Raw genomic sequence first — 25,453 nt, forward strand, 5'->3', positions numbered from 1 at the left:
AGGCGTTAAACGCCAATATCAGGGCAACACTACCAAGCCTTCATCAGGCGCGGCGTTCTGCGATCATCTTTTTGATTTCGGTGATCGCAAGGGCCGGGTTCAGGCCTTTCGGGCAGGTGTTGGTGCAGTTCATGATCGTGTGGCAACGATACAGGCGGAACGGATCTTCGAGTGCATCGAGACGTTCACCGGTATATTCGTCACGCGAGTCAGCCAGCCAACGGTATGCCTGCAGCAGAACCGCCGGGCCGAGGTAGCGGTCCGAGTTCCACCAGTAGGACGGGCACGCGGTCGAGCAGGAGAAGCACAGAATGCATTCCCACAGACCGTCAAGCTTGGCGCGCTCTTCACGCGACTGCAAACGTTCGCCGTCCGGCGGGGTCGGGCTGTCAGCCTTGAGCCACGGCTCGATCGATGCGAGCTGTGCATAGGGCTGGGACAGATCCGGCACCAGATCCTTGACCACCGGCATATGCGGCAGCGGATAGATCTTTACTTCGCCCTTGATGTCTTCGATCGGCTTGAGGCACGCAAGCGTGTTACGGCCATCAATGTTCATCGCGCACGAACCGCAAATGCCTTCACGGCAGGAACGGCGGAAGGTCAGGGTCGCGTCGATCTCGTTCTTGATCTTGATCAGCGCGTCGAGAACCATCGGCCCGCACTTATCCAGGTCGATGTCATAGGTGTCGGTACGCGGGTTATCGCCACTGTCCGGATCAAAACGGTAAATCTTGAACGAACGGACATTCTTCGCGTCAGCCGGCGCAGAGAACGTTTTGCCCTCTTTGACGACCGAATTGGCGGGAAGATTGAATTCTACCATCTCTCAAATCCTCTCTTGCCGCGCCTTAATAGACGCGCTCTTTCGGCTCGATATACGACACTTCATCGGTGAGCGTGAAGGTATTGACCGGACGATAGGTCAGATCAACGCCATAGCCCTTCTCGGTATCGACGGTCGCAATCGTGTGCTTCATCCAGGTTTCGTCATCACGCTTCGGGAAATCTTCGTGGGCATGTGCACCACGCGATTCATGACGCGCTTCTGCCGAATTCATGGTTGCTGCGGCACAGGTCATGAGGTTCTCAAGCTCGAGAGTCTCGACCAGGTCCGAGTTCCAGATGAGGGAGCGATCCGAAACACCGACGTCGGGAAGCGTCTTGGCGGTTTCAGAAAGTTTGTCCTTGCCCTCTTTGAGGATTTCCGAGGTCCGGAACACGCCGCAGTTGCCCTGCATGACGCGCTGCATTTCCAGACGGATATCCGCGGTCGGACGGGAACCCTTGGCCCAGCGCAGGCGGTCAAAGCGTGCAATCGCCTCGTCGCCATCGGTGGTTTTGAGTTCCTTGAAGGATGCCTTGGAATCGACCACTTCGGCCGCATGCAGACCGCATGCACGACCAAACACAACAAGGTCGAGCAGCGAGTTGGTACCCAGACGGTTTGCACCGTGGACCGAAACGCAGGCTGCTTCACCAGCCGCCATCAGGCCCGGAACAATTGCGTTCGGGTCTTTGGCAGTCGGACGCAGAACCTCGCCCTTATAGTTGGTCGGGATACCGCCCATGTTGTAATGGACCGTCGGCAGGACCGGAATCGGTTCCTTGGTCGCATCAACACCGGCAAAGATTTTCGCGGTTTCGGTAATGCCCGGCAGACGTTCCCACAGCACTTCCGAACCAAGATGTTCAAGGTGCAGGTGAATGTATTCGCCATGCTCGCCAACACCACGACCATCACGGATTTCCTGTGCCATACCACGCGACACGACGTCACGCGATGCAAGGTCCTTAACGGTCGGCGCATAACGTTCCATGAAACGTTCGCCTTCGGAGTTGGTCAGATAACCACCTTCACCACGGGCACCCTCGGTGATCAGGCAACCTGAACCGTAAATGCCGGTCGGGTGGAACTGAACGAATTCCATATCCTGCAGGCCAAGACCCGCACGGGCCACCATGCCATGACCGTCACCGGTACAGGTATGTGCCGAGGTGCAGCTGAAGAACGCACGGCCATAACCGCCAGATGCCAGAATGACCATCTTGGCGTTGAAGCGGTGCAGTTCACCGGAATCAAGATCCCAAGCGACCAGTCCTTTGCACGAACCGTCTTCATCCATGATCAGATCAAGGGCGATATATTCGACAAAGAACTCGGCTTTGTTTTTCAGGCACTGCTGATAGAGGGTGTGCAGCATGGCGTGACCGGTACGGTCAGCAGCAGCACATGCACGTTCAACCGGCGCCTTGCCGTGGTCACGGGTGTGGCCACCAAACGGACGCTGATAGATTTTGCCATCTTCAGTACGCGAGAACGGCATGCCGTAATGTTCAAGTTCATGAACCGCCGGAACGGCGTTACGGCACATATATTCGATCGCGTCCTGGTCACCAAGCCAGTCCGAACCCTTGACGGTGTCATACATATGCCACTGCCAGTGATCCTCGGACATGTTGCCAAGCGATGCACCGATACCGCCCTGGGCAGCAACGGTGTGCGAACGGGTCGGGAAGACCTTGGTGATACATGCGGTTTTGAGCCCGGCTTCAACCGTACCCAGTGTCGCGCGAAGACCTGCGCCACCCGCACCCATAACGACGACGTCGTAGTTATGGTCGATAATTTTATAAGATTCACTCATTGGCTCAGGCTCCGGCAAAAACGATACGCAGGACTGAAATGATCGCGGCCACAGACAGGAACGCTGCGACAGCCTTGATCAGCATCAGCGAGATCATTTCTGCTTTACGGTTATGCACATAATCTTCGATCACGACCTGCAGGCCATGCGTGAAGTGCACGGCAACACTGACGATCATCAAAACCATCATGGTCGAATGGAAATACGAGCTCAACCAAGCGTGAACGGCATCGTAATCTGCCGTATGCCCGGCAAGAATCGAAACAATGAACCAGATGCCGAGCGGAAGGTTTGCAGCAGCCGTAACGCGCTGGGTCCACCAGTGCGAAGAGCCACTTTTGGCAGAACCGAGACCGCGGACACGGCCCAGATCGGATTGCATCTTCATGACAAGTTGTCCCCTCTTGCCCGGCCTTAGGCCAGACCGATGATCCAGGTGAGAATGGTCAGCACGATTGCCGCGCCAAAGACGATCGGGTTGCCTTTTGCAGCACCCTCATTCGTCAGGCCGCGACCGGTATCCCAGATCAGGTGACGGATACCGTTGCAAGCGTGGTAATAAAAAGCCGCCGTCCAACCGAACAGCAGCAGCAGACCAAACCACGAGGTGAAAAATGCGTGATAGCCGTTGAACGCATCACGACCGGCGCCGGCACCAATCAGCCAGGACGCCAAAAATACGAAACCAATGGCAAGGCCGACACCCATCGCACGGAAGGAGATGGACATCTTTGCCGTCATCGGAAGCCGGTACACCTGCAAATGCGGAGACAGCGGCCGATTGGCTTTGCTCATAGCGGAATTGCCTCTTCTCAAAGTAGCTGGCGGGAAAGCAGGGTTTATTTACCCATGCAGCGGGTTTGAGTCAATCTGAACCCCTTTGTAAACCAAAGATTTCAGTGACAAATTGCCCCAACTGCCTCCGTTGAACTACGTAGGTTGACCTCTCAGACACCGTAAACACCCTGCGGGATGGGCGCTGCAAAAGACACGTGTCTTTCACATACGGCGTAACGTGCTTTTAGCAATCGCACAATTAGACCTTCTTACGCAAGGAAACTGCCTGCGGATCGGGTCTTATTTATGGCTAAAACGTATGAATGCAAAGGCCACCGATCAAGATCGGACACCCAACACGGGTTAAATTAGCCTTTCGCGTCCCAAGGAAGGGTTAAGCTGATCTATGATCATAGCGACAGAAATTACAGAAATCATCGAGTCTGTTTCGCGCTCGTTTGCGCCTGCATTGCCGATATGCATCAGGTTCCAAGTTGCCAGACGCAAGCTTCGGGTTTCGGCCTCTGTATCAATTGAAGCAATGATTCTTCAAATAGTTAGTATTGTGCTCCGTCAGCCTCGCAAGTGGGTTAACGCTCGTCACAAAAACTACTGAAACGCTCCAACAGCGCTCGGCCTTCTTGCCAGTCACCAAGACCACTATCCGAGCCAAGGTGACCAAGACTCCCAACGAACTCAATATCTCCACCCCAAGCATCCGCAAATACTCCGGCTCGCGAAGTGGCCAAGTACTCATCATTGTTTGACGCGATGATCAACGAAGGAAATTTTAATTTCTCAAGGGGAACGGGCCTGAATGTTGAGTATGCTGCTGGCGGGTCGGCCCAAACCCCGTCTACGTCTGCAGGAGCGACCAAAAACAAACCGGCCAAGTTTTCTGGGTTGCGAGCTGCCGCGTAAACCGCAGCAATGCAGCCTACGGAATGAGCCACCAGAATCACAGATCGATCGCTACATTCAATCTGACGAACAATTTGTCGAACCCATTCTTCTTTCAACGGGTTATTCCAGTCAGACTGCTCAATACGCTCCATACCAGTACTGTTTCCCTCCCAGCGCGACTGCCAATGCCCTGAGCCAGACCCCCCTCCTCCTGGAATCGTCAAGTAACGGCGCACCTTTCCCCTCTTTTCATGCTCGGTCATAGTTTTACTGTCCTCTTTGTTTTGCATTGTCTTGAGGGTGAAGAACCAGTTCTGGATTTATGACTCACGGTTCTAATTTTATGGGTCAATTCACAATCTGAACGATCCAGCATCTGCAATTTCAGCTCAGTCTCAAGACGCAACAAAGCATCCACAACGAGACGGTCATGAACGAAGGGCGGTCTTACCGATGGTTTGACTTTAGTGATGACATGTCCGCCCGGTAATTTACGCCTAATCTGAAAGTCGACCACATTCAACCCAAAGTTACTTCTGCAGTTAACCAGACAATCTTTGAGAACAATCAGCGACGCCGCAAAATGACGACCAAATCCGCCCCCTCTAGCGCGGAATCAGAACCGTGTAGTCGAAATCAAGCAACACATCGGAATGATATTTGCCATCCGCATCTTTCAGCGGGAAGTCACTGGCCTGACGATCGCGCACTGCAACAAGACGCAGACGAAGTGCACCCAGATCACGCCGACCAGGCACTTCAAATTTGCCGAGAACCTCTGACCACGCAAAGATCGTATCCCCGGCAAAGGCCGGGTTGGCATGTGTCCCGGCATTGATCGCGGCAATCCGAAACGCATTGCCAAGTCCGTTAAACGACAGCGCCCGGCACAGCGAAATGATATGCCCGCCATAAATCAGGCGCTTGCCAAACCGTCCGCCATTGGCCGCGACCTGATCGAAATGGACCTTGGCGGTGTTTTGATAAAGCCTGGTTGCGATCTGATGTTCGGCTTCTTCAAGGGTCATGCCATCAACATGATCAATCTTTTCGCCGACATAATAGTCATCCCAGCAATGCGGCGATCCCGCCAACTGGGTTGAATAGGCCGATGCATCCAGCCCGACCGGGATCTGGAATGCTTCGGGTGCGACAACACCGGGCAATTCCGGAAGGACCGTTTCCGGGGCCGGCGCGCTTTCATCGCGTTTACGCACCATGACCCAGCGATTGTAATCAAGCACCATCTCGCCGCGCTGATTGCGCCCGACGGAATTGACGTAAACCACACCGGTCTTGCCGTTGGAGTTTTCCTTGATCCCGGTCACGGTGGATACCGAACTGACCGTATCGCCGGGATAAACCGGAACACCAAACACACCCCCGGCATAGCCCAGATTGGCCACCGCATTTAGCGACACATCAGGCACCGTCTTGCCAAAAACCATGTGAAACGCCAGCAAATCATCCACGGGTGCAGCCTTATAGCCAATGCTTTGGGCAAACTCGTCAGACGACTGCACGGCAAAGCGCGGGCCATAAAGCCCGGTATAAAGCGCGACATCGCCAGTCGAGATCGTGCGCGGGGTGGCATGGCGGATTTCCTGTCCGATCTGGAAATCCTCAAAATAATTGCCCTGATTGGTCTTTGACATTCGATTGCCTCCCTGAAAGGCCGGATGATCCAAGAAATACCGATGCGCGCTGTTTTGGCTGTCTTGGATGCAGCCATTTTCGCTCAGTGCGCGCCGTTTTATCTGATGGTGTTCGGGCGCTTAGGCCCCGTCCATTTCCGCGATCAAATCTGCCATCGCGACCAGTTTCTTGGCCGATACCACATGCAGATTTTCAATCAGCTTGCCATCAACCACGACAACGCCCTTGCCGGCGGCACTGGCTTCTTCGTGGGCGGCAATGATCTTGCGCGCCCAGTCAATCTCGGCCTCTGCCGGGGCAAAGGCCGCATTGGCCGCGGCAATGGTTTTGGGATGAATAAGCGTCTTGCCGTCAAAGCCGAACTCGCGCCCCTGCTTGCAGGACGCCTCAAACCCGGCATCGTCAGACAGATCAAGATGCACACCATCAAGGATCGCAAGCCCGTAGGCCCGTGCCGCCAACAGGCAAAGCCCAAGACTGGTCACCATCGGTAAACGGTCCGGCGTATGGGCACAGTTCAAATCCTTGGCAAGGTCCGATGTCCCCATGACAAACCCGCCAAGACGGGGATGGGCACCGGCAATTTCCTTGGCATTAAGCATGGCAAGCGGGGTTTCCATCATGCACCAGATGGTCATGCCGGCATGCGCGCCTTCGGCTTCCATGATATTGGCGACCTGACGGACCGTATCGGCACTTTCGACCTTGGGCAGCAGGATGGCATCAGCCGATGTTTTGGACGCCGCCACGATATCGGCATATCCCCACGGGGTATTCAGGCCATTGGTCCGGATCTGGATTTCACGTTTGCCATAACCACCCTCGGAAAGCGCGCTCACAATCTGATCGCGTGCGGTATCCTTGGCATCGGGGGCCACCGCATCCTCAAGATCAAGAATAAGCCCATCTGCCGGAAGCGTGCGACCCTTTTCAAGGGCACGCGCATTGGAACCCGGCATATACAAAACAGAACGGCGCGGACGTGGGGCAGCAGCCATCAGGAATCTCCCGCTTGATAATATTCGTACAATATTTAGATTTAATTTTTACGAAAATTACCCAAACTTGTTTTCCCCTGCAACCCAATTTTTGCGGTGCGGCATCGCATGCTCGACCGATAGGTAGATGATTTTTTATTCCGGCGCGCCGAACAAACCGGTCATCAGCATGCTGGTGACACTTGGCACCTCATTCAGCGCCCGGCCATTGGCAAGAAACACCACCACCGTGTCCTGCTCCGGGAACCAGGAAAACTCGGCCGAGTAGCCAAAATAGATCCCGTCATGCCCCCAGACCGGGCCCCAGTCACTCGCCCCGATCATCAACCCATAACCATAAGACCCGTCGCCGGCAAAGGCGGTATCGGTCGTTGCGCGTTCAAGCGCATTCGACCCCAACAGGACCCCGTTCACAAACAGAGCACGGGCAAACTTGACCATATCCTCGGCGGTCGAAATCACCCCGCCATCGGCCAGTTGATCGCCCACATCATAATCCGTGACGTCTTCAAGCTGCCCATCGCCATTGGCGTCATCAAAACCGCGCGCAAGCGATGCCGGCCTTGGGAAACTGCCAAAGGATGTGTCGGTCATCTCGGCCGGGGCAAAGATCCGGCGACCAAAAACGGCACTGCTATGCGCGCCCTCGACCGCCTCGATCATCACGCCGAGCAGGATGAAATTGCTGTTGGACGGCGCATAATTTGTGCCCGGGGCGAAATAGGCTTCCCGATCGGCAATCAGTGGCAGCAACTCGACATTGCGCCAGCCATGTTGCGGGTCGCGCCCGACCAGCTCGAAAAAGAACTCGCCATCAAGATAATCGGGAATGCCCGAACTGTTGCGCAGCAAATCACGAATGGTGGCGCGATCAGAATTGGCAATGCGGTCGCGAAATTCCTCGGGCAGGTATTTGCCAATCGGGTCGGCCAGATCAATCCGCTTTTCCGATGCCAATTGCAAGGTGACCACAGCCGTCATCATCTTGGTCAGCGACCCGATATAAAACTGCCGATCGCGCGTCATGCCGGTTTCGGGCCGGACACTGGCATATCCCGTCGCGGCATAGCGCACATTGCCCTCGCCATAGCCAATCGCCACCACCCCACCGGGCAGACCGGCATGCTCGACATATTGCGACAAGAATTTTTCCAGCGGATCAGACGGTGCTTCCTTGGCAGTCCCGCTTTGCGCCAATGCAGAATGGCTTGCTGACATGGCAAACGTCATTGCCACCGCCATCACCACCATCGCACGCGCGGGAATACGCCAGAATGCTGCGTTCAAATCGCTCTACTCATGTTGCCCAACCTTGCCCACCTTCGGGCAAATTGCTTTCCGCCCGGTTAATCCGGGCTTTGCGAAATCAACGCGTACCATGCTTCAAGTGCGCCCCGAAATTCGTCCGTCGGAACCGAAATGGCAGCCTCGCCGGTTTCCTCATAAACTGGAACGATTTCAGTAATCTTTTCCCCCACTTTAAGCATGTAGGCATTCATACCCATTTCCCAAGATGCTGCCTCACCGTTCTGGACCGCAGCAATTTCAGCAAGTACCCATTTCGCTTTCTGCGGAACCGATTGAATGTCGGTAGCAAGGCAGGCGGCAATCCGATCATGTGCTGGATCACCATCTTTCTTGCCTGGCCACCCAGGTCGATGCTTCATGTCGCCTGCCCTTTTCTAAATCGTATCAGTTACGCGACTTAACGGTTCGGGAACGCCGTATTCACATAAGGTTTTCCCAAGCTGATATTGAACAATGCATCATTATCCGCATTGCAATATTGGGTTTCCGTGCCATCGGTCGGCTTCGGATCAGGACGATTCGGGCCACATTCACCCCAAGTGCAAGCACTGTTGCTTGCCTTGTTGGCATAGGCATAAAGAACCGATTTCACGACTTGATCCTTGCTGCAGCTATCAGGAAACATCGTCGAAGACTTGGATTTTCCATTCATCGAAAATGTAATCTCGTAGATGCCGCGTGCATCAGGCTGCACCGTCACCGTCACGTTGCTGACAGTGGTCGGATTGGTCCCACCCGGACGCGAATGGAACCCTTTCACCTTGCTTGATAAATATTCCCCGCAAAAAATATGCGTCTCGTTCAGGGTGACACCACCGTGATTGACACTACCCGCCGGGCACGCAACCTGTGCGGATGCCTGCGAAATGCCCGAAAGGGCAACGACGCAAAACGCCAAAGCCACGAAGGCCGCGACATGGAAAAGCTTGGAAAGTTTCGTCATGAACGAACTCCTTTACTTTGTCCGATGCAGTTCCTGACCGCACCGAACAGCACGGCCATACTGCCAAGATCAGACGCAGCGTTGCAATTCATGTGAAGCCGATTTGCGGCGCGATCAAAGCTGCGAAAATTCAAGCCCGATCCGAAGGGCAAGCACACTGGCCGGCTCAAAGCGCATCGGCACCCCGCCAAGCTTGCCGCCATGCCATTGCGCCTTGGTCAGGACAAACGCGCCAAGCGGCAGGGCATGACTGCCCCGGAAATTGACAAGCGCACGGATTTCCTTGGGCTTGCGGATCGGCTCATCACGCCACAGGCAGTGATAGGCAAAAAGCGGCGTTCCAGACCGTCGATCCAAAAACACAAACGGCACCTCATACTGACCCCAGCGGGCGTAATAAAGGCTTTCCATACCAACCGATGAGGTCAGAAACTGCGTCTGGATCGCGGTTTCGGCAAGCCGCGTAATCGTCGCGCTATCGGATGCCCGCCCGCCAATCAAACCGGTGCGAAGCCCCGGATGGATCAGGTGCACCTTGAACGCCACCGCGCGCTGAAAGGGTTTGGCATCCTGATCTACACGCTCAAGCCGGCGCACCAGCCAGGCACTTTCAAGATACTCAAGGTAGCGACGCAGCGTGTTCTTGGCGATATCAAGCTCGCGCGCCAGCGTTTCGATCGAGAATTCCGACCCGGTGTTATAGGCCAGAAGCGAAAACAACCGATGCAGGTCCGACGGACTTGAAATGCCATGCAGGCCCGGCAAATCGGAATGAAGCGACCGATGAATCGCCCCGGCCTCGCCATTGGCGGCGTGAAAACCGCCTTCGTTGATGTAATCCTCAAACAGGTCGTTCAGTTCCACCAACCCGTCTGGCACATCGGCGGTATAGCGCCCGACATTGGGCGTTTCGGGCAAAACGTCACTCGGCGCGATGCCCTTTTGCTCAAGATATTCGGCAAAGCTGAAGGGCGGTAAAAACAGGCTCTGGATATATTCCGCATTCTCACCCGCCGGGGCCAGCGCACTGACCGCGACCACGCGCAACATCGGATCGGCCGCCAGAAGCTTTACAAGGCTCGCCTCCCAATCGCGCTGATAGGAGACCTCGTCGATAAACAGCCACAGCGGATGATCGGCCGAGATCCCGCGCATGGAGCGCAGCAATTTCGGCAAGCGCGGCAGATCAATTTCCAGAAACAGCGGATGTTCAAGCGACACATAACAAACATGACGTCTGGGCGTGTCATTGTTCAAAAGCTCCGCCACGGCCTGGCGCATCATCACGGTCTTGCCAACGCCCCTGGGCCCGGTCAGAACCAGCGCCTTCTGCCCGTCATTCTTTTCAATCGCACCCCAGAACCGCTTGAAAAAGGCGCGCTGCGGCAGACCTTGCACCTGATCATCGGTGACACCATCCCACCACGGGTTATCGAGCATCAAACGATGCAGAAAATCCTGTTCCCCGGGATGTTCGATCATGGTCGCCATATGATGTTCCCCAAAACGCTGCCTGCCCTATAGCGCACTATATGGGCAATTTTCCCGACTTTGCCGGAAAAACCTTTAAATTAGGTATAGTGATAAACGCTATTTGGAGGTTTTGCCGCAAGAACCTGCAAACAAAAGAAAAACCGGACTGCATCTGCAATCCGGTTTAACTGTTTGACGACGGTTCTTCGGGTCAAGACCCGTGCTAACGCGAGGGGGGATTTGGGGTAGCTGAGAAAACCGCCGTCAATCTCGGTTGCTGAACAATACCTCTCGTTGGATCGTCATTCCCGCGAAGGCGGGAATCCATCAGCACTTCAACAGGTTATGGATTCCGGGTCTGCGCTTTGCTCCGTTCGGAATGACCAAACTGGCCGATTACGGGATTGCCAATAATCTTACGCCTTCGACCCATCCAACTTGCCGTCTTTATCGGCCTTACCGGTTTCGTCATCCTCTTTCATCTTTTTGAATTCGGATGCCATACGGTAATCGCCAGATGCGACAAAACCTTCCATTGAGCCGGTGCGTCGCTCCAGATCGTCAAACTGCTCGCGCAGCTCTTCCATCCAGCTTTCTTCATAATCAACACCAACCGTCGGGCGTTCGTCCTCGACATCCGGCTTACTGTTGTTCTGACGTGCTGCACGACCGGCCGATGTGCTTTGACCAGCACCGCGCACCTTGCCGCGCAGGCCATCGAACCAGTCGGGATGATGGACATAGGCCCATGCCAGACCAAACAGCATCACGCCGACCGGGAAGCTGAAGATCAGAACCAGAATGAAGGCAATCAGCACCCCTTTGCGGGGAATGCCAAAGGCTTCTGAAATGCCGCGCGTGGTGCGCCCGATCACGCCATGGCGTTTCGATCCGTCGGCGTTATCGCCCGAGCCACATCCACAGCGCGCGCGTCTTTTGTGACTGCGCCCAAAACCGTCTCCGGCAGTAGCTTGCTGAGCAGTCATATCCTGTTCCTCCATTCGGCAACCTCGGCATCTAACAGGCGTTCAAGTGTTTCGACACGGGTTTCGAGTCGCTTTGCCCGCTGTTTCAGATCCGCCACGATTTCCTTTTCGCGCGCGGTCTGTTCCGGGCTTTGTGTGCGTTGCTCTGCCTTCATGCGCTTCCAGACCGTGATGTAGTGAAACACCACCCATACCGGGCCCACCACGGCGATTAAAACGATCAAAGGTACGGCAATCGCCCACATATTCGACATCTCGTTCTTTCAAACAGACCTGTGCTTCAAAACACATAAGCCCGTTACTTATTTATCTTTCTTCGTGTCTTTTTTCACACGCGCTTTGAGTTCCTTGAGATCATCCTCGATCCCGAGCTCCGCCTCAAGGTCGTCAAACTGCTCTTCAAGGCTCTGACCCCGGCCAAGCTCCCAGGAGTCCGCGTTGGCTTCAAGCTCGTCAATCCGGCGTTCCATCTGCTCATAGCGTAGGAGCGCGTCATCAATCTGACCGGAATGCAGCTTTTCTTTCATTTTGACACGCTTTTCAGCCGTCTGCATGCGGATTTCAACCGTACGCTGTTTGGCCTTGGCTTCATTCAGCTTGTTCTGAAGCTTGTTGAGGTCCTCGTCATACTTGCCAAGGGTTTCCTCGATCACTTCAAGCTCACGCTCAAGCACAAGGCTCTGATCGGCCAGACGACGGCGCGCCATCAGCGCCCCCTTGGCCAGATCATCACGGCCCTTGGAAACGGCAAACTCTGCCTTAGTATCCCATTCGACCTGACCGTCATGAAGCTTACGCAGCTTGCGCTCGACTTCCTTCTTATCGGCAATCGCCTTGACGGCGGCGGACCGGACCTCAACCAGGGTGTCTTCCATTTCCTGGATCATCAACCGCACCATTTTCTCCGGATCTTCGGCACGATCCAGCAGCGAGTTGATGTTGGCATTTACGATATCGGACAAACGCGAAAACACGCCCATTGTCTGATCTCCTTGTTCATTCGGGGGACGTACAAATTCTGCACTCTCTATCTCAAGAACCGTGCCAGTTTTGAAATCCCGAAAAATCAATAACTTAACAAATCATCAGACTTTTTAAGTAACTTTTATCGCGACAATATTGTCGTTTTTCGATAACGTTTTTCGCGAAATGGATAGCTTGCAACCGATATTGGGCGAAGACCCCGTTTTTCTGGCCGCCCTTGAACATGTTTCACGTCTGGCGCCGATTGAACGCCCCTGTCTGGTGATTGGTGAACGCGGCTCGGGCAAGGAACTGATTGCTGCCCGCCTGCACTATCTGTCGCGCCGCTGGGGCGGTCCACTGGTTAAGGTCAATTGCGCCGCCCTGACCGAAAGCCTGCTTGATACCGAACTGTTCGGCCACGAAGCCGGCGCCTTTACCGGGGCAACCAAACGCCATGTCGGACGGTTCGAGCGTGCCCATGGCGGCACCATCATTCTTGATGAAATCGCCACCGCCAGCCCGGTGGTGCAGGAAAAGCTTCTGCGGGTGGTTGAGTATGGCGAGATCGAGCGTGTTGGTGGCTCGGAAGTTATCGAAGTCGACACGCGCGTCATTGGTGTGACAAATGAAAACCTGCGCGAACTGGCCAAAACCAACAAGTTCCGCGCCGATCTGCTTGATCGCTTGGCCTTTGACGTCATCGCCGTCCCGCCGCTCCGCCAACGGTCTGATGATATCCTGTTGCTCGCCGAACAGTTCGCGCTGGAGATGACAAAACGTCTGGGCCGCAGCGTCTTTCCGGGTTTCTCACGACATGCCGCCGAACAATTGCTCCGCCATCCCTGGCCCGGCAATATCCGCGAACTGCGCAACGCGGTCGAACGCAGCATTTACCTCACTGAAGACGACGAAACCCCGCTGGCCCACATCACCCTTGATCCGTTTGACGGCATCTGGTCAGAAACCGACACCAGCACAGCCAGCCAAGCCAACCCGATTGAAACGCCCGACCCCGACAGCACCCCGGACGGCACCATCGATTTCAAATCCCAAGTCGCCAATTTCGAAATCAAACTGCTGCAACAGGCGCTCCGCACCCACGCCAACAACCAGACCGAGGCCGCCAAAGCACTTCACCTGAACTACCACCAGTTTCGCCGCCTGATTGAGAAGCACAACCTGAGGACAGGCACCTAAGCAATCTTACTTTTTGTGCTATCGATCAGATAATTCACAAAGGCAGAACAGGCGACAATCATAAACCTTGCTTCAGCATTGCTGATCTCAGCCTCCTCCAGCATAGCATGACGAATACCACTACCGTCGCTGGTGTAACCGTATAGCTTTTGAAAGCTATCCCGCATCGCTGGGTGCAACCCATCAATCTTCTTAAGTGTTTGGCCTAATGTATCTTTATTCGACCCGGAGATTATCGCACATGCTGATTCAACGGCTGAAATAGCCTCTTTAATCGCGTTTCGGTAATCGGGGTCTGGGCGTTTAGAATATAACGCCAGAGATGCCTTTAGATGCGCCGATGACGCAGCAAACGGTCCATCGTTATCTATGGCTTGCTTTATCTCGGCAGTTTCTTCAACATCACGAAGCAAAGTCACCATACCCCCAACTACCCGGTATGCTGAACGTTCTTCCTCTAAAGCCCGATTTATCGACTTGACGAAACCTTGCCAACCATTGTTGGCGGAGAATTTTGCTAAGTTGAATTCGACAAAATCGAAGACCTCGTACCAAACCCCTTGTAGCATGAAAGCCTTGATTTCAGCGGCTGCATCACCTGAATACTTGGGTATTGCGTCAATTGGGTAACGAAAGAATTGATACCATACCTTTTCGCAATAAAGCTTGAGCTTAATGTTGTGCCTAATTTCGGCAGCTCGATTAAATCGCTCGAAAACCTGCATAAAGACAATGCTCCACAGGCGATTTCTAGTATGCTCACTTATCCATTCAGGCCTCTCTAGGCTGGCTAAGTCTACATAACCGTTCCTCTCAGAAAATCTGCGCATCAGCAAAATCCCGGCCAAAAAAACATTTCGCACACGAACATTAGAAAACTCCTTCTTTTAAACAATATAGCCTTCTATCGCTGGTAGTTTCAATTTCATGAACAACAACTCACTGCCCCAAATCCCGCTCCGTGCTGTTTTCATGCGCGGCGGCACCAGTCGGGCGTTGTTTTTCCGGGCTGAGGATTTACCACCTGCAGGTCCCGCGCGCGATTCCATGATCCTGAGCGCCATGGGCAGCCCGGATCCGAACAAGCGCCAGCTTGATGGCATGGGGGCCGGGACGTCTTCGACCTCGAAAATCGCGATCATTGCCAAATCAACCCGCGAAGATGCCGATATCGATTACACCTTCGGGCAGGTTTCGGTGGATGCGCCGGTGATCAGCTACAAGGGAAATTGCGGCAATATCTCCTCGGCCGTCGGGCCTTATGCGGTTGAGGAAGGATTGGTTGAAACGTCCGGCTATCAAGCGACTGTCCGCATCCACAACACCAATACCGGCAAGATCATCGTCGCCAGATTTGACCTGCAAAACGGTTTGCCGAAACTCGACGGTGATTTTGCCCTGGATGGTGTCGCGGGGACCGGCGCGCCGATTGCGCTTTCCTTCCTGGCACCCGGCGGATCAAGCACCGGCAAGACGCTCCCGACCGGCAGGGCGCGCGAGGTTCTGGAGACCGATGGTTTTGGCGCCATCGAGGTTTCACTGGTCGATGTCAGCAACCCGATTGCCTGCATCCATGCGCAAAGCCTTGGCCTGACCGGACGCGAAAGCCCGGCCGAGATCACCGAAACGCCGGGCCTGTTGGAGAAAATCGAAACCATCCGCATAGCCGCAGCCGTTCGCATGGGGATTTGCAGCCTCGAAGAAGCTCAAACCACCGTGCGCAACCTGCCGCAAATCGCCATCGTCTCCGCCCCGACCGATCAGGACAGCCCGGCCACCAATATCGTACTTCGGATGATTTCGACCGGGCAGGCCCACGCATCCAGTCCGATCACAGGTGGGATTTGTCTGGCCGCGACCATGAAACTGCCGGGCTCCGTCGCCCATGCACTGGCGCGTGCGAACAAGGATACCCGTCAGCCACTGAGCATCGCGCATCCGTCCGGCACGCTGGCCCTGGATGCCGATATCAGCGGCAGCACGGTCGACGATTTCTCTGTTAACGCCGTCACGGTGTTTCGTACCGCGCGACGTTTGATGCAGGGCGAGGTCATGGTGCCCCGCCACCGCATTTGAGCATTTATTCGCCATTTCGCATAAAATTAAATTATTACCCAAATCACATAAATTGAGATTATGTGCTATAATCGATATTGTCTTTTTATGAGAAACAGCGCATAATTATTTGTATGAACGAATTAGCACGCACACCAAAGCAGATTGGTAACTCCATCCGCCGCGCACGTAAAACCCGCGGCTGGAGTCAAACGGTCCTTGGGCAGAAATCAAACCTGCGACAGGAAACAATTTCTCTAATTGAAACCGGCAATCCATCAGCGCGCATGGACACCATTCTGACCGTCCTTGCCGCACTTGATCTGGAACTCAGAATTCACACCCGATATCAAGGCTCCTCATCCGATATTGAGGACATATTCTAGTGCCACGAAAAGCCAAACATGCTCCGTTGAACGTTTACCTGAATAACCGACTAGTCGGCCAGCTTCACAAACAAACTAGTGGAGCTATAAAGTTCATATACGATGAAAACTGGTTAAATTGGGAACATACTTTTCCCATCTCTCTTTCGATGCCACTTCGGGAAGACGCCTATAGCGGTGAAGCTGCGGTAGCCGTATTTGACAACTTGCTACCTGATTCCGACCTTCTGCGCAGACGTGTTGCTGAAGAAGTCGGAGCACGCGGTATCGATGCTTACAGTTTACTGAAAGCCATTGGACGCGATTGCGTCGGCGCCCTTCAGTTTGTGCCAGGTGAACTTACACCAAGCACAGACAGCACCAAAATTTATGGAAACCCTGTCTCAGAACAGGAAATTGAGAAAGTCCTCAACAATTTGGCCCAAGCCCCATTGGGACTGCAGAAAGATGACGATTTCCGAATTTCAGTAGCTGGAGCACAGGAAAAGACAGCTTTTCTTCGCCATGAGGGAAAATGGCTAAAACCAGAGGGAACAACCCCAACCACACACCTTTTCAAAACCCAGATCGGACATTTACCAGAGGGCATTGACCTCACAAACAGTGTGGAAAACGAGTTTTATTGCCTTCAGCTTTTCAAAGCATTTGATCTTCCCGTTAACAATGCTGAAATCAAGACCTTTGGCGAAACCAAAGCCCTTGTAATCGAACGGTTTGATCGACGCTGGACGAAAGACGGGCGACTACTCCGATTGCCACAGGAGGATTGCTGTCAAAGCCTGTCCGTTCCACCTACCATGAAATACCAAAACCAAGGTGGTCCGGGAATTACCGACATTCTCAACCTCCTAAAAGGAAGCGACTACCCAGCGGATGATCAGAGCCGTTTTCTTAAGGCACAAATTCTATTTTGGCTGATAGGGGCAACCGATGGTCACGCCAAGAACTTCAGCGTCTTCTTAAGGTCGGGTGGCGGCTATTCACTAACACCATTCTATGACGTACTCACAACACAGCCCTGCCTCGACGCAAAGCAAATTACGCGACGCCAGATGAAACTGGCAATGTCAGTCGGCAACAGTCGTCATTACCGTATCGACCAAGTTTACCCGCGCCACTTTATTCAAACATCAGACCAAGCAGGACTATCGCGACAAGTCATTCAAGAAATACTTGAACAACTGATCGAAACCGCGCCCAAAGCCATTTCAAACCTCGAAAGCACCCTGCCTGATGACTTCCCGGACGAAATTCACAGCTCTGTTCAAACGGCCATGAGACAGCGGTTGGATAGCCTACAACTACCAACCGGGATGTAATCTCAGTCAGCCAGCGCCCGCGCAATCACCATGCGCTGGATATCGGACGTGCCTTCATAGATCTGGCAAACCCGGACATCGCGATAGATACGCTCGACCGGGAAGTCCTTGAGATAGCCATAGCCGCCATGAATCTGGATCGCGGCCGAGCAGACTTCCTCGGCAATTTCAGAGGCAAACATCTTGGCCATGCAGGCCTCGGTCAGACACGGCTTGTGATCATCACGCAAAATGGCGGCGCGATGGACAAGCAACCGGGCCGCATCGATCTTGGTCGCCATATCGGCCAGGCGGAACGCCACCGCCTGATGATCAATGATCTTTTTGCCAAAGGTTTCGCGTTCATTGGCGTAGTCCTTGGCGGCCTCGAACGCGGCGCGGGCCATGCCGACCGACTGGGCAGCAATGCCGATGCGCCCGCCTTCAAGATTGGCCAGCGCGATCTTGTAGCCCTGTCCTTCTTCACCCAGCATATTGTCGGCTGGTACCCGGCATTCAACAAAGGTGATCTGACAGGTGTCAGACGCATTCTGACCAAGCTTTTCCTCAACCCGGGAAACGACGTAGCCCGGGGTATCGGTCGGCACGATAAAGGCGGAAATGCCGCGCTTTCCGGCATCCGGATCGGTCACGGCAAAGACGATGGCAACGTCGCCCTCAGACCCCGATGTGATGAATTGCTTCGCACCATTCAGGATCCAGTGATCGCCATCGCGGACCGCACGGGTGCGTAGCGCACTGGCATCCGATCCGGCCTGCGGTTCGGTCAGGCAGAAGGCCCCGATCTTTTCACCGCGCGCCATGGGCACAAGAAATTCCTGTTTCTGTGCCTCTGTCCCGAATTTCAGGATCGGCATGCAGCCGACAGAGTTATGCACCGACATGATGGTCGAGGTAGCACCATCACCAGCGGCAATTTCCTCAAGCGCCAGGGCATAGGCGACATGATCCATGCCCGCCCCGCCATACTCGTCAGGCACCAGCATGCCCAGAAAGCCAAGCTCGCCCAGCCCGGCAATGGCTTCTGCCGGGAAGGTGTGGTGGATGTCCCATTTTGCGGCATTGGGTTTGAGTTCGTTTTCGGCAAACTCACGCGCAGTATCGCGCACCATGATCTGATGTTCTTCCAACCGCATGACGGTCATCCTCCCACTGTGCGTTCGCGGGCGATGTCCGGCCATGCGATCAGAAAACAGCTTTGATCAGACCGGGCTTATTCTTCGCCCTGAACAAATTTGTCCTGCTCGGCATCAAAGCGCCACAGGATCCCTTCTTTCATGCCGTACCACCAGCCATGCAGCTTGAGGTCACCGGCCTCGACCCGTTCCTTGACGAACGGGAACGACATCAGGTTTTGCAGCGAGTTACGGATCGAATGGCGCGATACCTTGTCGGCATCCGGGCCATGTTCCAGGCAGCATTTCGCAATGCTGACCCACTCGCCGATAAAGTCACGATCCGGCACCTTGCCGGTTTCGCCATGTTCGACCAGCGCCTGCATGCCCCCGCATGCCGAATGGCCGAGAATGACGATGTCCTTGACCTTGAGATCGCGCACCGCAAATTCGATCGCCGAAGACGTCCCGTGATAGTTTTCATCGGGCTCATAGGGCGGAACAAGGTTTGCCACGTTACGAATGACAAACATCTCGCCCGGTTCGGCATTGGTGAGAATGGCGGGATCAACGCGGGAATCAGAACAGGCAATCAGAAGAACTTCCGGTCGCTGGCCCATGCTGACCAGATCTTCAACGCGCTCCGGGCGCTGATCATAATACATCGCCTTGAAGCTCTTGAACCCGGCAAGCATCCGATCAACGGTTGGCTTTGACATCTCGCGAAGTCCCCTATTCTGTATGACTCTGTCGACAAAATAGGACCAAATTGCCCAAGTTGATAGCCCTCATTCACACCTTTTGAATCGTTCTAAACGTGCGACCTCCTTTGTTTTGATCCCAACAAAACCCTGACGTTTCTAGAAGCGGTCCGCGCGCAGCACCTGACAATCACTGATTGTGACAACGCCGATATGGCGGTCCACCACCTCGAATGCGGCTTCCAGCATCCGGTCAAGTTTCTCGGGCCGGATAATGCAGATCACCTGAACCATCCCGCCGCCGCGCGATATGGTGTCATCGCGGCTCCAATTGCCTGACCGACCCGATCCACCAAGGACTGGCAGAACCGAAAAGCCGGTCACACCGGCCCCTTCAAGCGCCTGACGCAGGCGGCTTTCCATGATGGCTTCGATAATGATCGCCACGCGTTTGGCATCATGCTTTTCCATGGGATTAACCTCCGTGAACGGCGCTGGCCATCGCAAGATAAAGCGGAATGCCAAGCGTCAGGTTGAAGGGGAATGTCACGCCAAGTGACAGCGTAAGATAGACCGACGGATTGGCTTCCGGCAGGGCAACACGCATCGCGGCCGGAACCGCGATATAACTTGCCGATGCGGCCAGCACCATCAGAAGCACCGCGCCACCCAGTGACAACCCAATGATCAGGGCAAAGGCGAGCCCCAGGCACGATCCGATCACCGGCATCAGCACCCCAAAGGCCAGTGGCCCCGGGCGTAACACCGCGCGCCCCTGCTTAAGGCCACGTCCTGCAACCAGCCCCATATCAAGCAGGAACAGGCACAGAACCCCCTGGAAGGGCGAAACAATCAGCGCCTCGATTTTGGCCATGCCATCCGCACCGGTGATCCAGCCGATAAAGAAACTGCCGACCAGCAAAACGATTGAGCCATTGAGCAGGATTTCACGGATCAGCGCGCCATCCAACCGGCCCTTGCCCCCTGATGAGACAAGCAACAGGGCCGAGAATATGGCTGGTGCTTCCATCGCGGCTGCAACCGCGACCATATAACCCTCTGCCGCGATGCCGGAACTTTGCAAGACCGAGGTCGCCGCGACAAAGGTAACAATCGAGATGGAACCGTAATGCCCGGCAACCGCGGCCGCATCCGTGCGGCTCAGTTGCGATATCCAGCGCAACAGGGCAAAGGCAATAAACGGCAGCACAAAGGACAGGATCAAACCCGCCGCCAAACTCATGCCCAATGTCAGGTCGATGCCGTTATTGGAAACGGCAACCCCGCCCTTGAAACCGATGGCAAACAGCAGATACAGCGAGATCCCCTTGGCGACGGCCTCAGGGATCGTCAGATCCGATCGCGCAAGGGCGGCACCCACCCCCAGAACAAAGAATAGAACGATGGGCGACAGAAGATTTTGCGCCGCCAGGCTCAACACATCTTGCATGGCTGTCCCTTGACTATGATACCCCGATATCGGTCGCGCAGATGGCTTTGCACCCGCGCTAAAACCATGGTTCCGATAGCAGGATCACGGTTTTCTGTCACCAGAAAGCCCCGCACGCCAAACGGCGGGGCGTAATCTGGTTCACAGGACCTTACAGGCTCATACGCAAGCTTACAAAAGTTCGATCGCAACGGCGGTTGCTTCACCCCCGCCAATGCAAAGCGATGCCACACCCTTGGTCCCGCCATGGGTTTTAAGCGCATGGATCAGGGTGACCAGCAAACGCGCACCGGTCGCACCAATCGGATGGCCCAGCGCACAGGCACCGCCATGAACGTTGACCTTGCCATGATCAAGCTCAAGATCGCGGATGGCGGCCATCGCCACGACAGCAAAGGCTTCGTTGATTTCCCAAAGATCGACATCGTCCTTGGTCCAGCCAGCCTTACCCAGCACCTTCTTGATCGAGTCAATCGGGGCGGTCGTGAACCAGCAGGGCTCCTGCGCATGGGTTGCCTGACCGGTGATTTTGGCCAATGGCTTCAGCCCGCGCTTTGCGGCCTCTGATGCGCGCATCATGACAAGGGCCGCGGCGCCATCGGAAATCGATGCGGAATGGGCGGCTGTCACCGTGCCGTCCTTGGCAAATGCCGGGCGCAGGGTCGGGATTTTTTCCGGTTTGGCTTTGGGTGGCTGTTCGTCAGCATCAATCGTGACCTCGCCCTTGCGGGTGGCATAGGTTACAGGGGCGATTTCATCACTGAAATGACCTGCCTTCGCGGCCTCCTGCGCGCGGGTCAGCGAGGTGATGGCATAGTCATCCTGCGCCTCGCGGCTAAAGCCGTACTTTTCAGCTGTTGCCTCGGCAAAGGTGCCCATGGAGCGCCCCTTGTCATAGGCATCTTCCAGACCATCGAGCGCCATGTGGTCATAGACCATGTCATGACCGTATTTGTGGCCCGACCGCATTTTCGGCAGAAGGAACGGCGCGTTGGTCATGCTTTCCATACCGCCGACCACCATGACATCGGCGCCACCGGCAACCAGCGTGTCATGGGCAAACATCACGGCCTTCATGCCCGATCCGCACATCTTGTTGATCGTGGTCGCCCCCGCAGCCCGCGGAATGCCGGCATTCCATGCGGCCTGACGGGCGGGTGCCTGCCCCTGACCGGCGGGCAGGACATTGCCCATGATGACTTCATCAATTTCATCGGCGGATACACCGCCGCGCGCAAGGGCAGCCTTGATGGCAACGCCGCCCAGCTCGGATGCGGTCACAGTGGCAAAATCACCCTGCAGGCCACCCATCGGGGTGCGTGCGCAGGAAACAATGACGATCGGATCAGAAGTGCTCATGGTCAGAGTCATGGGTCAGAGTCCGTTTGTTTTCGTGGGACGAGGGTTTTGGTTAAAGCTCAGAACTCAGGCGGTTTCGCCAAACAGTTCACGGCCAATCAGCATACGGCGGATTTCGCTGGTGCCCGCACCGATTTCATAGAGCTTGGCATCACGCAGCAGGCGGCCGGTCGGATATTCATTGATATAGCCATTGCCGCCCAGCGTCTGAATGGCTTCGAGCGCCATCCAGGTCGCCTTTTCCGCAGCATACAGGATCACACCCGCCGCATCCTTGCGCGAGGTTTCATCACGGTCGCACGCCTTGGCGACTTCATAAACATAAGCGCGGCAGGCATTCATCGTGGTGTACATGTCCGCAATCTTGCCCTGCATCAGCTGGAACTCGCCAATCGCCTTGCCGAACTGTTTGCGCTCGTGAATATAGGGCACGACCACATCCATGCAGGCACGCATGATGCCGATGGGACCAGCGGCCAGAACCGCGCGTTCGTAATCAAGGCCGCTCATCAAAACGCGCACGCCACCATTAAGCTGGCCGAGAATGTTTTCCTCGGGCACTTCGCAATCCTGAAACACCAGCTCGCAGGTGTTCGACCCACGCATGCCCAGCTTGTCGAGCTTTTGCGCGGTCGAGAAGCCCTTGAAAGTTTTTTCAATGATAAAGGCGGTAATGCCCTTGGGTCCGGCATTGGGATCGGTTTTGGCGTAAACCACCAAGGTATCGGCATCCGGGCCGTTGGTGATCCACATCTTGTTGCCGTTCAGGATATAACGATCACCCTTTTTCTCGGCCTTGAGCTTCATGGAAACCACGTCCGATCCTGCGCCCGGCTCGCTCATGGCAAGGGCTCCGATATGCTCGCCGCTCATCAGTTTGGGCAGGTATTTCGCCTTCTGTTCGGCTGTGGCGTTGCGTTTGAGCTGATTGACACACAGGTTGGAATGCGCGCCATAAGAAAGTGCTACCGAGGCCGAAGCACGGCTGATTTCTTCCATGGCAATGACATGCTCAAGATAGCCAAGGCCGGTGCCACCGTCTTCCTCGGACACCGTCATGCCGAGCAGGCCAAGATCGCCGAACTTGCGCCACAGATCATTGGGGAACTGGTTGGTTTCATCAATCTCGGCCGCGCGCGGGGCGATTTCGGCCTCGGCAAAGGACGAGACGGTTTCGCGGATCGCTTCTGCGGTTTCGCCAAGATCGAATTTCAATCCGGGAAAGTCGAAAAATGCCATGATGGTGTTCCTGCCCTAGATGTTTTCTCGGTGTTTTCTGACTGTTTCACACGTGTTTCACGCGGGTGATCTACTGGTGATCTTCTGGCGGTCTGATTTTTTGATAAAAGTGAATAATCACCGCGATTATGCAACGTCATCCAATAATTCCGGCGGCAGCTTCATGACCTTGAGCGTCTGAAGCGATGTCGCGCACAGAACCGGTTCATCATTCCTCATACCAAAGACATCGATGCGGGTGACAATGATCGACCGCCCCCGTGAAACAACCTCGCCAACCGCGGTCAAGCGATCCCCCAGACCGGGGGCAACGATGTTGAGTTTATATTCAATCGTCAGCATCCCCTGATCTGCCTCAACCAGGCTCCAGCCGGCAAAACCCCCGGCAATATCGGCAAGCCCCGCAATCAAACCGCCATGGAAATAGCCGTTATGCTGAATAAGATCGGCGCGCGATGGCACAACCACCTCGACCCGGCCCGGCTGCACATCGGTGACTTCGGCCCCGATCGACAGATTGTAGGGCTGCTGGGCAAAACGCTTGCGCACTTCGGCAGCGTAATCGGGGTTTTGCGGTTCAAACGAAGCCATGTCGCGATCCTGTGGTGAGGCCAGCACAGCCACAAGGGACTGCACCGGGATATGACGCGACTCTGTTGTAGTTAACGTTAACGTTAACGTCAAATCAAATCCGCATAGCTATACCAATTTATTTAAAATCGCCGATTGAGGCGCGGTATGGCGCAGCTTTGGCCGGTATCGGTGTAGGTACGGGAGGCGGGAGGTGGCAGTTGGCATGGCAACATTGTGGGAAGCGCGCCTGCCGGAGGCGTGGCCGTGGTTAAAGCGGGCACGTGAGAGGACCGCATGGAAGTTGGGTGTGCGTGAGGCGCCCCAAGTGGGGGTGGGGTGTTCGGCACGGGTCCGGAGCACCGCGCGCTGGGTGCTTGGTACCGCCGACTGCGGCGCGAGCAGAGGTGCTGCGGTTTGTGATTGGGTGCGGTCGGGTGTGGAGCGCAGGCGGTTGGCCGGTGGGCGGCCGGTGGGCGGGCGGCTGCCGGCCGGTTTGGCGGCAGCCGGGTTGGTTTGCCCTAGTTGGTGTGTTCGCCCCATTCCTGGATGCTGGCTTCGAGCATTTGGGTCATGAGACCCTGCGAGACCAGTTCGAACACGGCTTCCGAGAGGCGGCCGCGCAGTTCGCCGGTGTTGCATTCCGACTGATGGGACATGGTGATATAGAGGTCTTCGCTGCTGACCGGGGTGTCGTAGCTGCGCAGATTGGTGATGTTTTCATGCGCGATCACGGCCTTGCCGGGGAATTCTTCGTAGATCAGGTATTCCGCCCGGTTAAGCGAGAGCATCTGCAGGCCCTGCTCAAGACTTGGCACTTGGCGGATGGTCAGGTCTTGACGGGCATAATCATCAAATGCCTGCCCGAAACTGTTATTGATCACAGTCAGGCCTTCGATACCGACAAGATCAGACCATGCGCTATAGTGCAGATCAAGATTGTCGCGCGTCCAGATCAGGGTACGGGTGCCCTGAAAGGCCGGATGAAAATAATCCATATAGGAAAGACGCGGCACGGTCAGAAAGGCGCCGGCGATCAGATCAATCGTGCCGTCGCGCATATGCTGCTGCACACGGCCCCAGCTGCCGGAATGGACCACCTCGATCTCGACACCGGCGCGCGCGCCGACGGTTTTGATGAATTCGGCCGCCGCACCATGCAGGGCCTGCCCATCCTTCGACACCCACAGATACGGCGGATAATCGGGATTGCCAGACGCGATCAGCTTTGAACAATCACGCTGACCATCGACGTCAGATACAGATCCAGCGTCGCCCGATTGCGCGCGCACAGAGCCGGAACCGATCACAGTCGTCAAAAGCACGGCCAAAAATGCACTTCTGATGTTCATCATTGCCACTCTTCCCCTGCCCTTACCCCCAACCGGGATGCAGACAGAACAG

At 55.3% G+C, this 25,453-nt stretch carries 27 protein-coding genes; 4 read left to right on the forward strand and 23 right to left on the reverse strand.

Going from position 1 to position 25,453, the window contains the following annotated elements; translation table 11 throughout:
- Nucleotides 1-43 precede the first annotated feature (43 nt).
- The 14 genes from UF64_RS16135 to pspA all read right to left on the reverse strand — a co-directional run bounded on the left by UF64_RS16135 (nt 44) and on the right by pspA (nt 12,672).
- The gene (locus tag UF64_RS16135) at nt 44-826 is read right to left on the reverse strand and encodes a succinate dehydrogenase iron-sulfur subunit (protein ID WP_044829658.1); all 783 of its coding nucleotides are present in this window, start codon (nt 824-826) and stop codon (nt 44-46) included.
- 25 nt (nt 827-851) lie between these two features.
- On the reverse strand, nt 852-2,648 hold the full coding sequence (gene sdhA, locus UF64_RS16140) for a succinate dehydrogenase flavoprotein subunit (protein ID WP_044829659.1): 1,797 nt from the start codon (nt 2,646-2,648) through the stop codon (nt 852-854).
- Between the two features lie 4 nt (nt 2,649-2,652).
- A complete protein-coding gene (gene sdhD / locus UF64_RS16145; RefSeq protein ID WP_044829660.1) occupies nt 2,653-3,036 on the reverse strand; it encodes a succinate dehydrogenase, hydrophobic membrane anchor protein in 384 nt (127 codons plus the stop codon).
- Nucleotides 3,037-3,062: 26 nt separating this feature from the next.
- On the reverse strand, nt 3,063-3,443 hold the full coding sequence (sdhC, locus tag UF64_RS16150) for a succinate dehydrogenase, cytochrome b556 subunit (RefSeq protein WP_044829661.1): 381 nt from the start codon (nt 3,441-3,443) through the stop codon (nt 3,063-3,065).
- Nucleotides 3,444-4,015: 572 nt separating this feature from the next.
- Nucleotides 4,016-4,591 carry an alpha/beta hydrolase gene (locus UF64_RS16155; RefSeq protein ID WP_044829914.1) on the reverse strand — a complete coding sequence of 192 codons (576 nt, stop codon included), beginning with the start codon at nt 4,589-4,591 and terminating at the stop codon, nt 4,016-4,018.
- A gap of 342 nt (nt 4,592-4,933) precedes the next feature.
- Nucleotides 4,934-5,983 carry a MaoC family dehydratase gene (locus UF64_RS16160; RefSeq protein ID WP_044829662.1) on the reverse strand — a complete coding sequence of 350 codons (1,050 nt, stop codon included), beginning with the start codon at nt 5,981-5,983 and terminating at the stop codon, nt 4,934-4,936.
- 120 nt (nt 5,984-6,103) lie between these two features.
- A complete protein-coding gene (locus UF64_RS16165) occupies nt 6,104-6,982 on the reverse strand; it encodes a CoA ester lyase (RefSeq protein ID WP_044829663.1) in 879 nt (292 codons plus the stop codon).
- A gap of 135 nt (nt 6,983-7,117) precedes the next feature.
- Nucleotides 7,118-8,269 carry a serine hydrolase gene (locus UF64_RS16170; RefSeq protein WP_235285112.1) on the reverse strand — a complete coding sequence of 384 codons (1,152 nt, stop codon included), beginning with the start codon at nt 8,267-8,269 and terminating at the stop codon, nt 7,118-7,120.
- A gap of 59 nt (nt 8,270-8,328) precedes the next feature.
- On the reverse strand, nt 8,329-8,649 hold the full coding sequence (locus UF64_RS16175) for a hypothetical protein (RefSeq protein WP_044829664.1): 321 nt from the start codon (nt 8,647-8,649) through the stop codon (nt 8,329-8,331).
- 38 nt (nt 8,650-8,687) lie between these two features.
- On the reverse strand, nt 8,688-9,233 hold the full coding sequence (locus UF64_RS16180) for an EndoU domain-containing protein (protein ID WP_052657674.1): 546 nt from the start codon (nt 9,231-9,233) through the stop codon (nt 8,688-8,690).
- Nucleotides 9,234-9,347: 114 nt separating this feature from the next.
- Nucleotides 9,348-10,724, reverse strand: coding sequence for an ATP-binding protein (locus UF64_RS16185; RefSeq protein ID WP_044829665.1), 1,377 nt, complete (start codon nt 10,722-10,724; stop codon nt 9,348-9,350).
- Nucleotides 10,725-11,122: 398 nt separating this feature from the next.
- Nucleotides 11,123-11,692 (reverse strand): hypothetical protein, encoded by a 570-nt coding sequence (locus UF64_RS16190; RefSeq protein ID WP_235285113.1) that lies wholly within the window; start codon nt 11,690-11,692, stop codon nt 11,123-11,125.
- Complete coding sequence (gene pspB / locus UF64_RS16195; RefSeq protein ID WP_235285114.1) at nt 11,689-11,946, reverse strand: envelope stress response membrane protein PspB; 258 nt, start codon at nt 11,944-11,946, stop codon at nt 11,689-11,691. The genes UF64_RS16190 and pspB overlap by 4 nt, the downstream gene beginning before the upstream one ends.
- 48 nt (nt 11,947-11,994) lie before the next feature.
- Nucleotides 11,995-12,672: a phage shock protein PspA gene (pspA, locus tag UF64_RS16200; protein ID WP_044829666.1), complete on the reverse strand. Its 678-nt coding sequence runs from the start codon at nt 12,670-12,672 to the stop codon at nt 11,995-11,997.
- A 169-nt stretch (nt 12,673-12,841) separates the two neighbouring features.
- Here pspA and pspF point away from each other — a divergent pair, with 169 nt between their 5' ends.
- Nucleotides 12,842-13,855, forward strand: coding sequence for a phage shock protein operon transcriptional activator (pspF, locus tag UF64_RS16205; RefSeq protein ID WP_044829667.1), 1,014 nt, complete (start codon nt 12,842-12,844; stop codon nt 13,853-13,855).
- On the opposite strand, the gene UF64_RS16210 is transcribed toward pspF, so the two are convergent.
- On the reverse strand, nt 13,852-14,685 hold the full coding sequence (locus UF64_RS16210; RefSeq protein ID WP_044829668.1) for an AbiJ-NTD4 domain-containing protein: 834 nt from the start codon (nt 14,683-14,685) through the stop codon (nt 13,852-13,854). The two genes, pspF and UF64_RS16210, sit on opposite strands and share 4 nt — an antisense overlap.
- A gap of 97 nt (nt 14,686-14,782) precedes the next feature.
- Here UF64_RS16210 and UF64_RS16215 point away from each other — a divergent pair, with 97 nt between their 5' ends.
- From UF64_RS16215 to UF64_RS16225, 3 genes are all read left to right on the forward strand, one after another.
- Nucleotides 14,783-15,931 carry a 2-methylaconitate cis-trans isomerase PrpF family protein gene (locus UF64_RS16215; protein WP_044829669.1) on the forward strand — a complete coding sequence of 383 codons (1,149 nt, stop codon included), beginning with the start codon at nt 14,783-14,785 and terminating at the stop codon, nt 15,929-15,931.
- Nucleotides 15,932-16,044: 113 nt separating this feature from the next.
- Nucleotides 16,045-16,296 carry a helix-turn-helix domain-containing protein gene (locus UF64_RS16220; RefSeq protein WP_044829670.1) on the forward strand — a complete coding sequence of 84 codons (252 nt, stop codon included), beginning with the start codon at nt 16,045-16,047 and terminating at the stop codon, nt 16,294-16,296.
- The gene (locus tag UF64_RS16225; RefSeq protein ID WP_044829671.1) at nt 16,296-17,615 is read left to right on the forward strand and encodes a type II toxin-antitoxin system HipA family toxin; all 1,320 of its coding nucleotides are present in this window, start codon (nt 16,296-16,298) and stop codon (nt 17,613-17,615) included. The genes UF64_RS16220 and UF64_RS16225 overlap by 1 nt, the downstream gene beginning before the upstream one ends.
- Nucleotides 17,616-17,617: 2 nt before the next feature.
- On the opposite strand, the gene UF64_RS16230 is transcribed toward UF64_RS16225, so the two are convergent.
- The 8 genes from UF64_RS16230 to UF64_RS16265 all read right to left on the reverse strand — a co-directional run bounded on the left by UF64_RS16230 (nt 17,618) and on the right by UF64_RS16265 (nt 25,404).
- The gene (locus UF64_RS16230; RefSeq protein ID WP_044829919.1) at nt 17,618-18,751 is read right to left on the reverse strand and encodes an acyl-CoA dehydrogenase; all 1,134 of its coding nucleotides are present in this window, start codon (nt 18,749-18,751) and stop codon (nt 17,618-17,620) included.
- Between the two features lie 77 nt (nt 18,752-18,828).
- Complete coding sequence (locus tag UF64_RS16235) at nt 18,829-19,449, reverse strand: carbonic anhydrase (RefSeq protein WP_044829672.1); 621 nt, start codon at nt 19,447-19,449, stop codon at nt 18,829-18,831.
- 141 nt (nt 19,450-19,590) lie between these two features.
- Nucleotides 19,591-19,902 (reverse strand): hypothetical protein, encoded by a 312-nt coding sequence (locus UF64_RS16240; RefSeq protein WP_044829673.1) that lies wholly within the window; start codon nt 19,900-19,902, stop codon nt 19,591-19,593.
- A 4-nt stretch (nt 19,903-19,906) separates the two neighbouring features.
- On the reverse strand, nt 19,907-20,881 hold the full coding sequence (locus UF64_RS16245; protein ID WP_044829674.1) for a sodium-dependent bicarbonate transport family permease: 975 nt from the start codon (nt 20,879-20,881) through the stop codon (nt 19,907-19,909).
- Nucleotides 20,882-21,052: 171 nt separating this feature from the next.
- Nucleotides 21,053-22,240: an acetyl-CoA C-acyltransferase gene (locus tag UF64_RS16250; protein ID WP_044829675.1), complete on the reverse strand. Its 1,188-nt coding sequence runs from the start codon at nt 22,238-22,240 to the stop codon at nt 21,053-21,055.
- A 66-nt stretch (nt 22,241-22,306) separates the two neighbouring features.
- On the reverse strand, nt 22,307-23,479 hold the full coding sequence (locus tag UF64_RS16255; protein WP_044829676.1) for an isovaleryl-CoA dehydrogenase: 1,173 nt from the start codon (nt 23,477-23,479) through the stop codon (nt 22,307-22,309).
- A gap of 126 nt (nt 23,480-23,605) precedes the next feature.
- Entirely contained in the window at nt 23,606-24,070 is a 465-nt protein-coding gene (locus UF64_RS16260; protein WP_044829920.1) for a PaaI family thioesterase, read from the reverse strand.
- Nucleotides 24,071-24,570: 500 nt separating this feature from the next.
- Nucleotides 24,571-25,404 (reverse strand): ABC transporter substrate-binding protein, encoded by an 834-nt coding sequence (locus UF64_RS16265; RefSeq protein WP_052657675.1) that lies wholly within the window; start codon nt 25,402-25,404, stop codon nt 24,571-24,573.
- Nucleotides 25,405-25,453 lie beyond the last annotated feature (49 nt).

The organism is Thalassospira sp. HJ, from assembly GCF_000948415.1.
In the GTDB taxonomy this organism is placed as follows: Bacteria; Pseudomonadota; Alphaproteobacteria; order Rhodospirillales; family Thalassospiraceae; genus Thalassospira.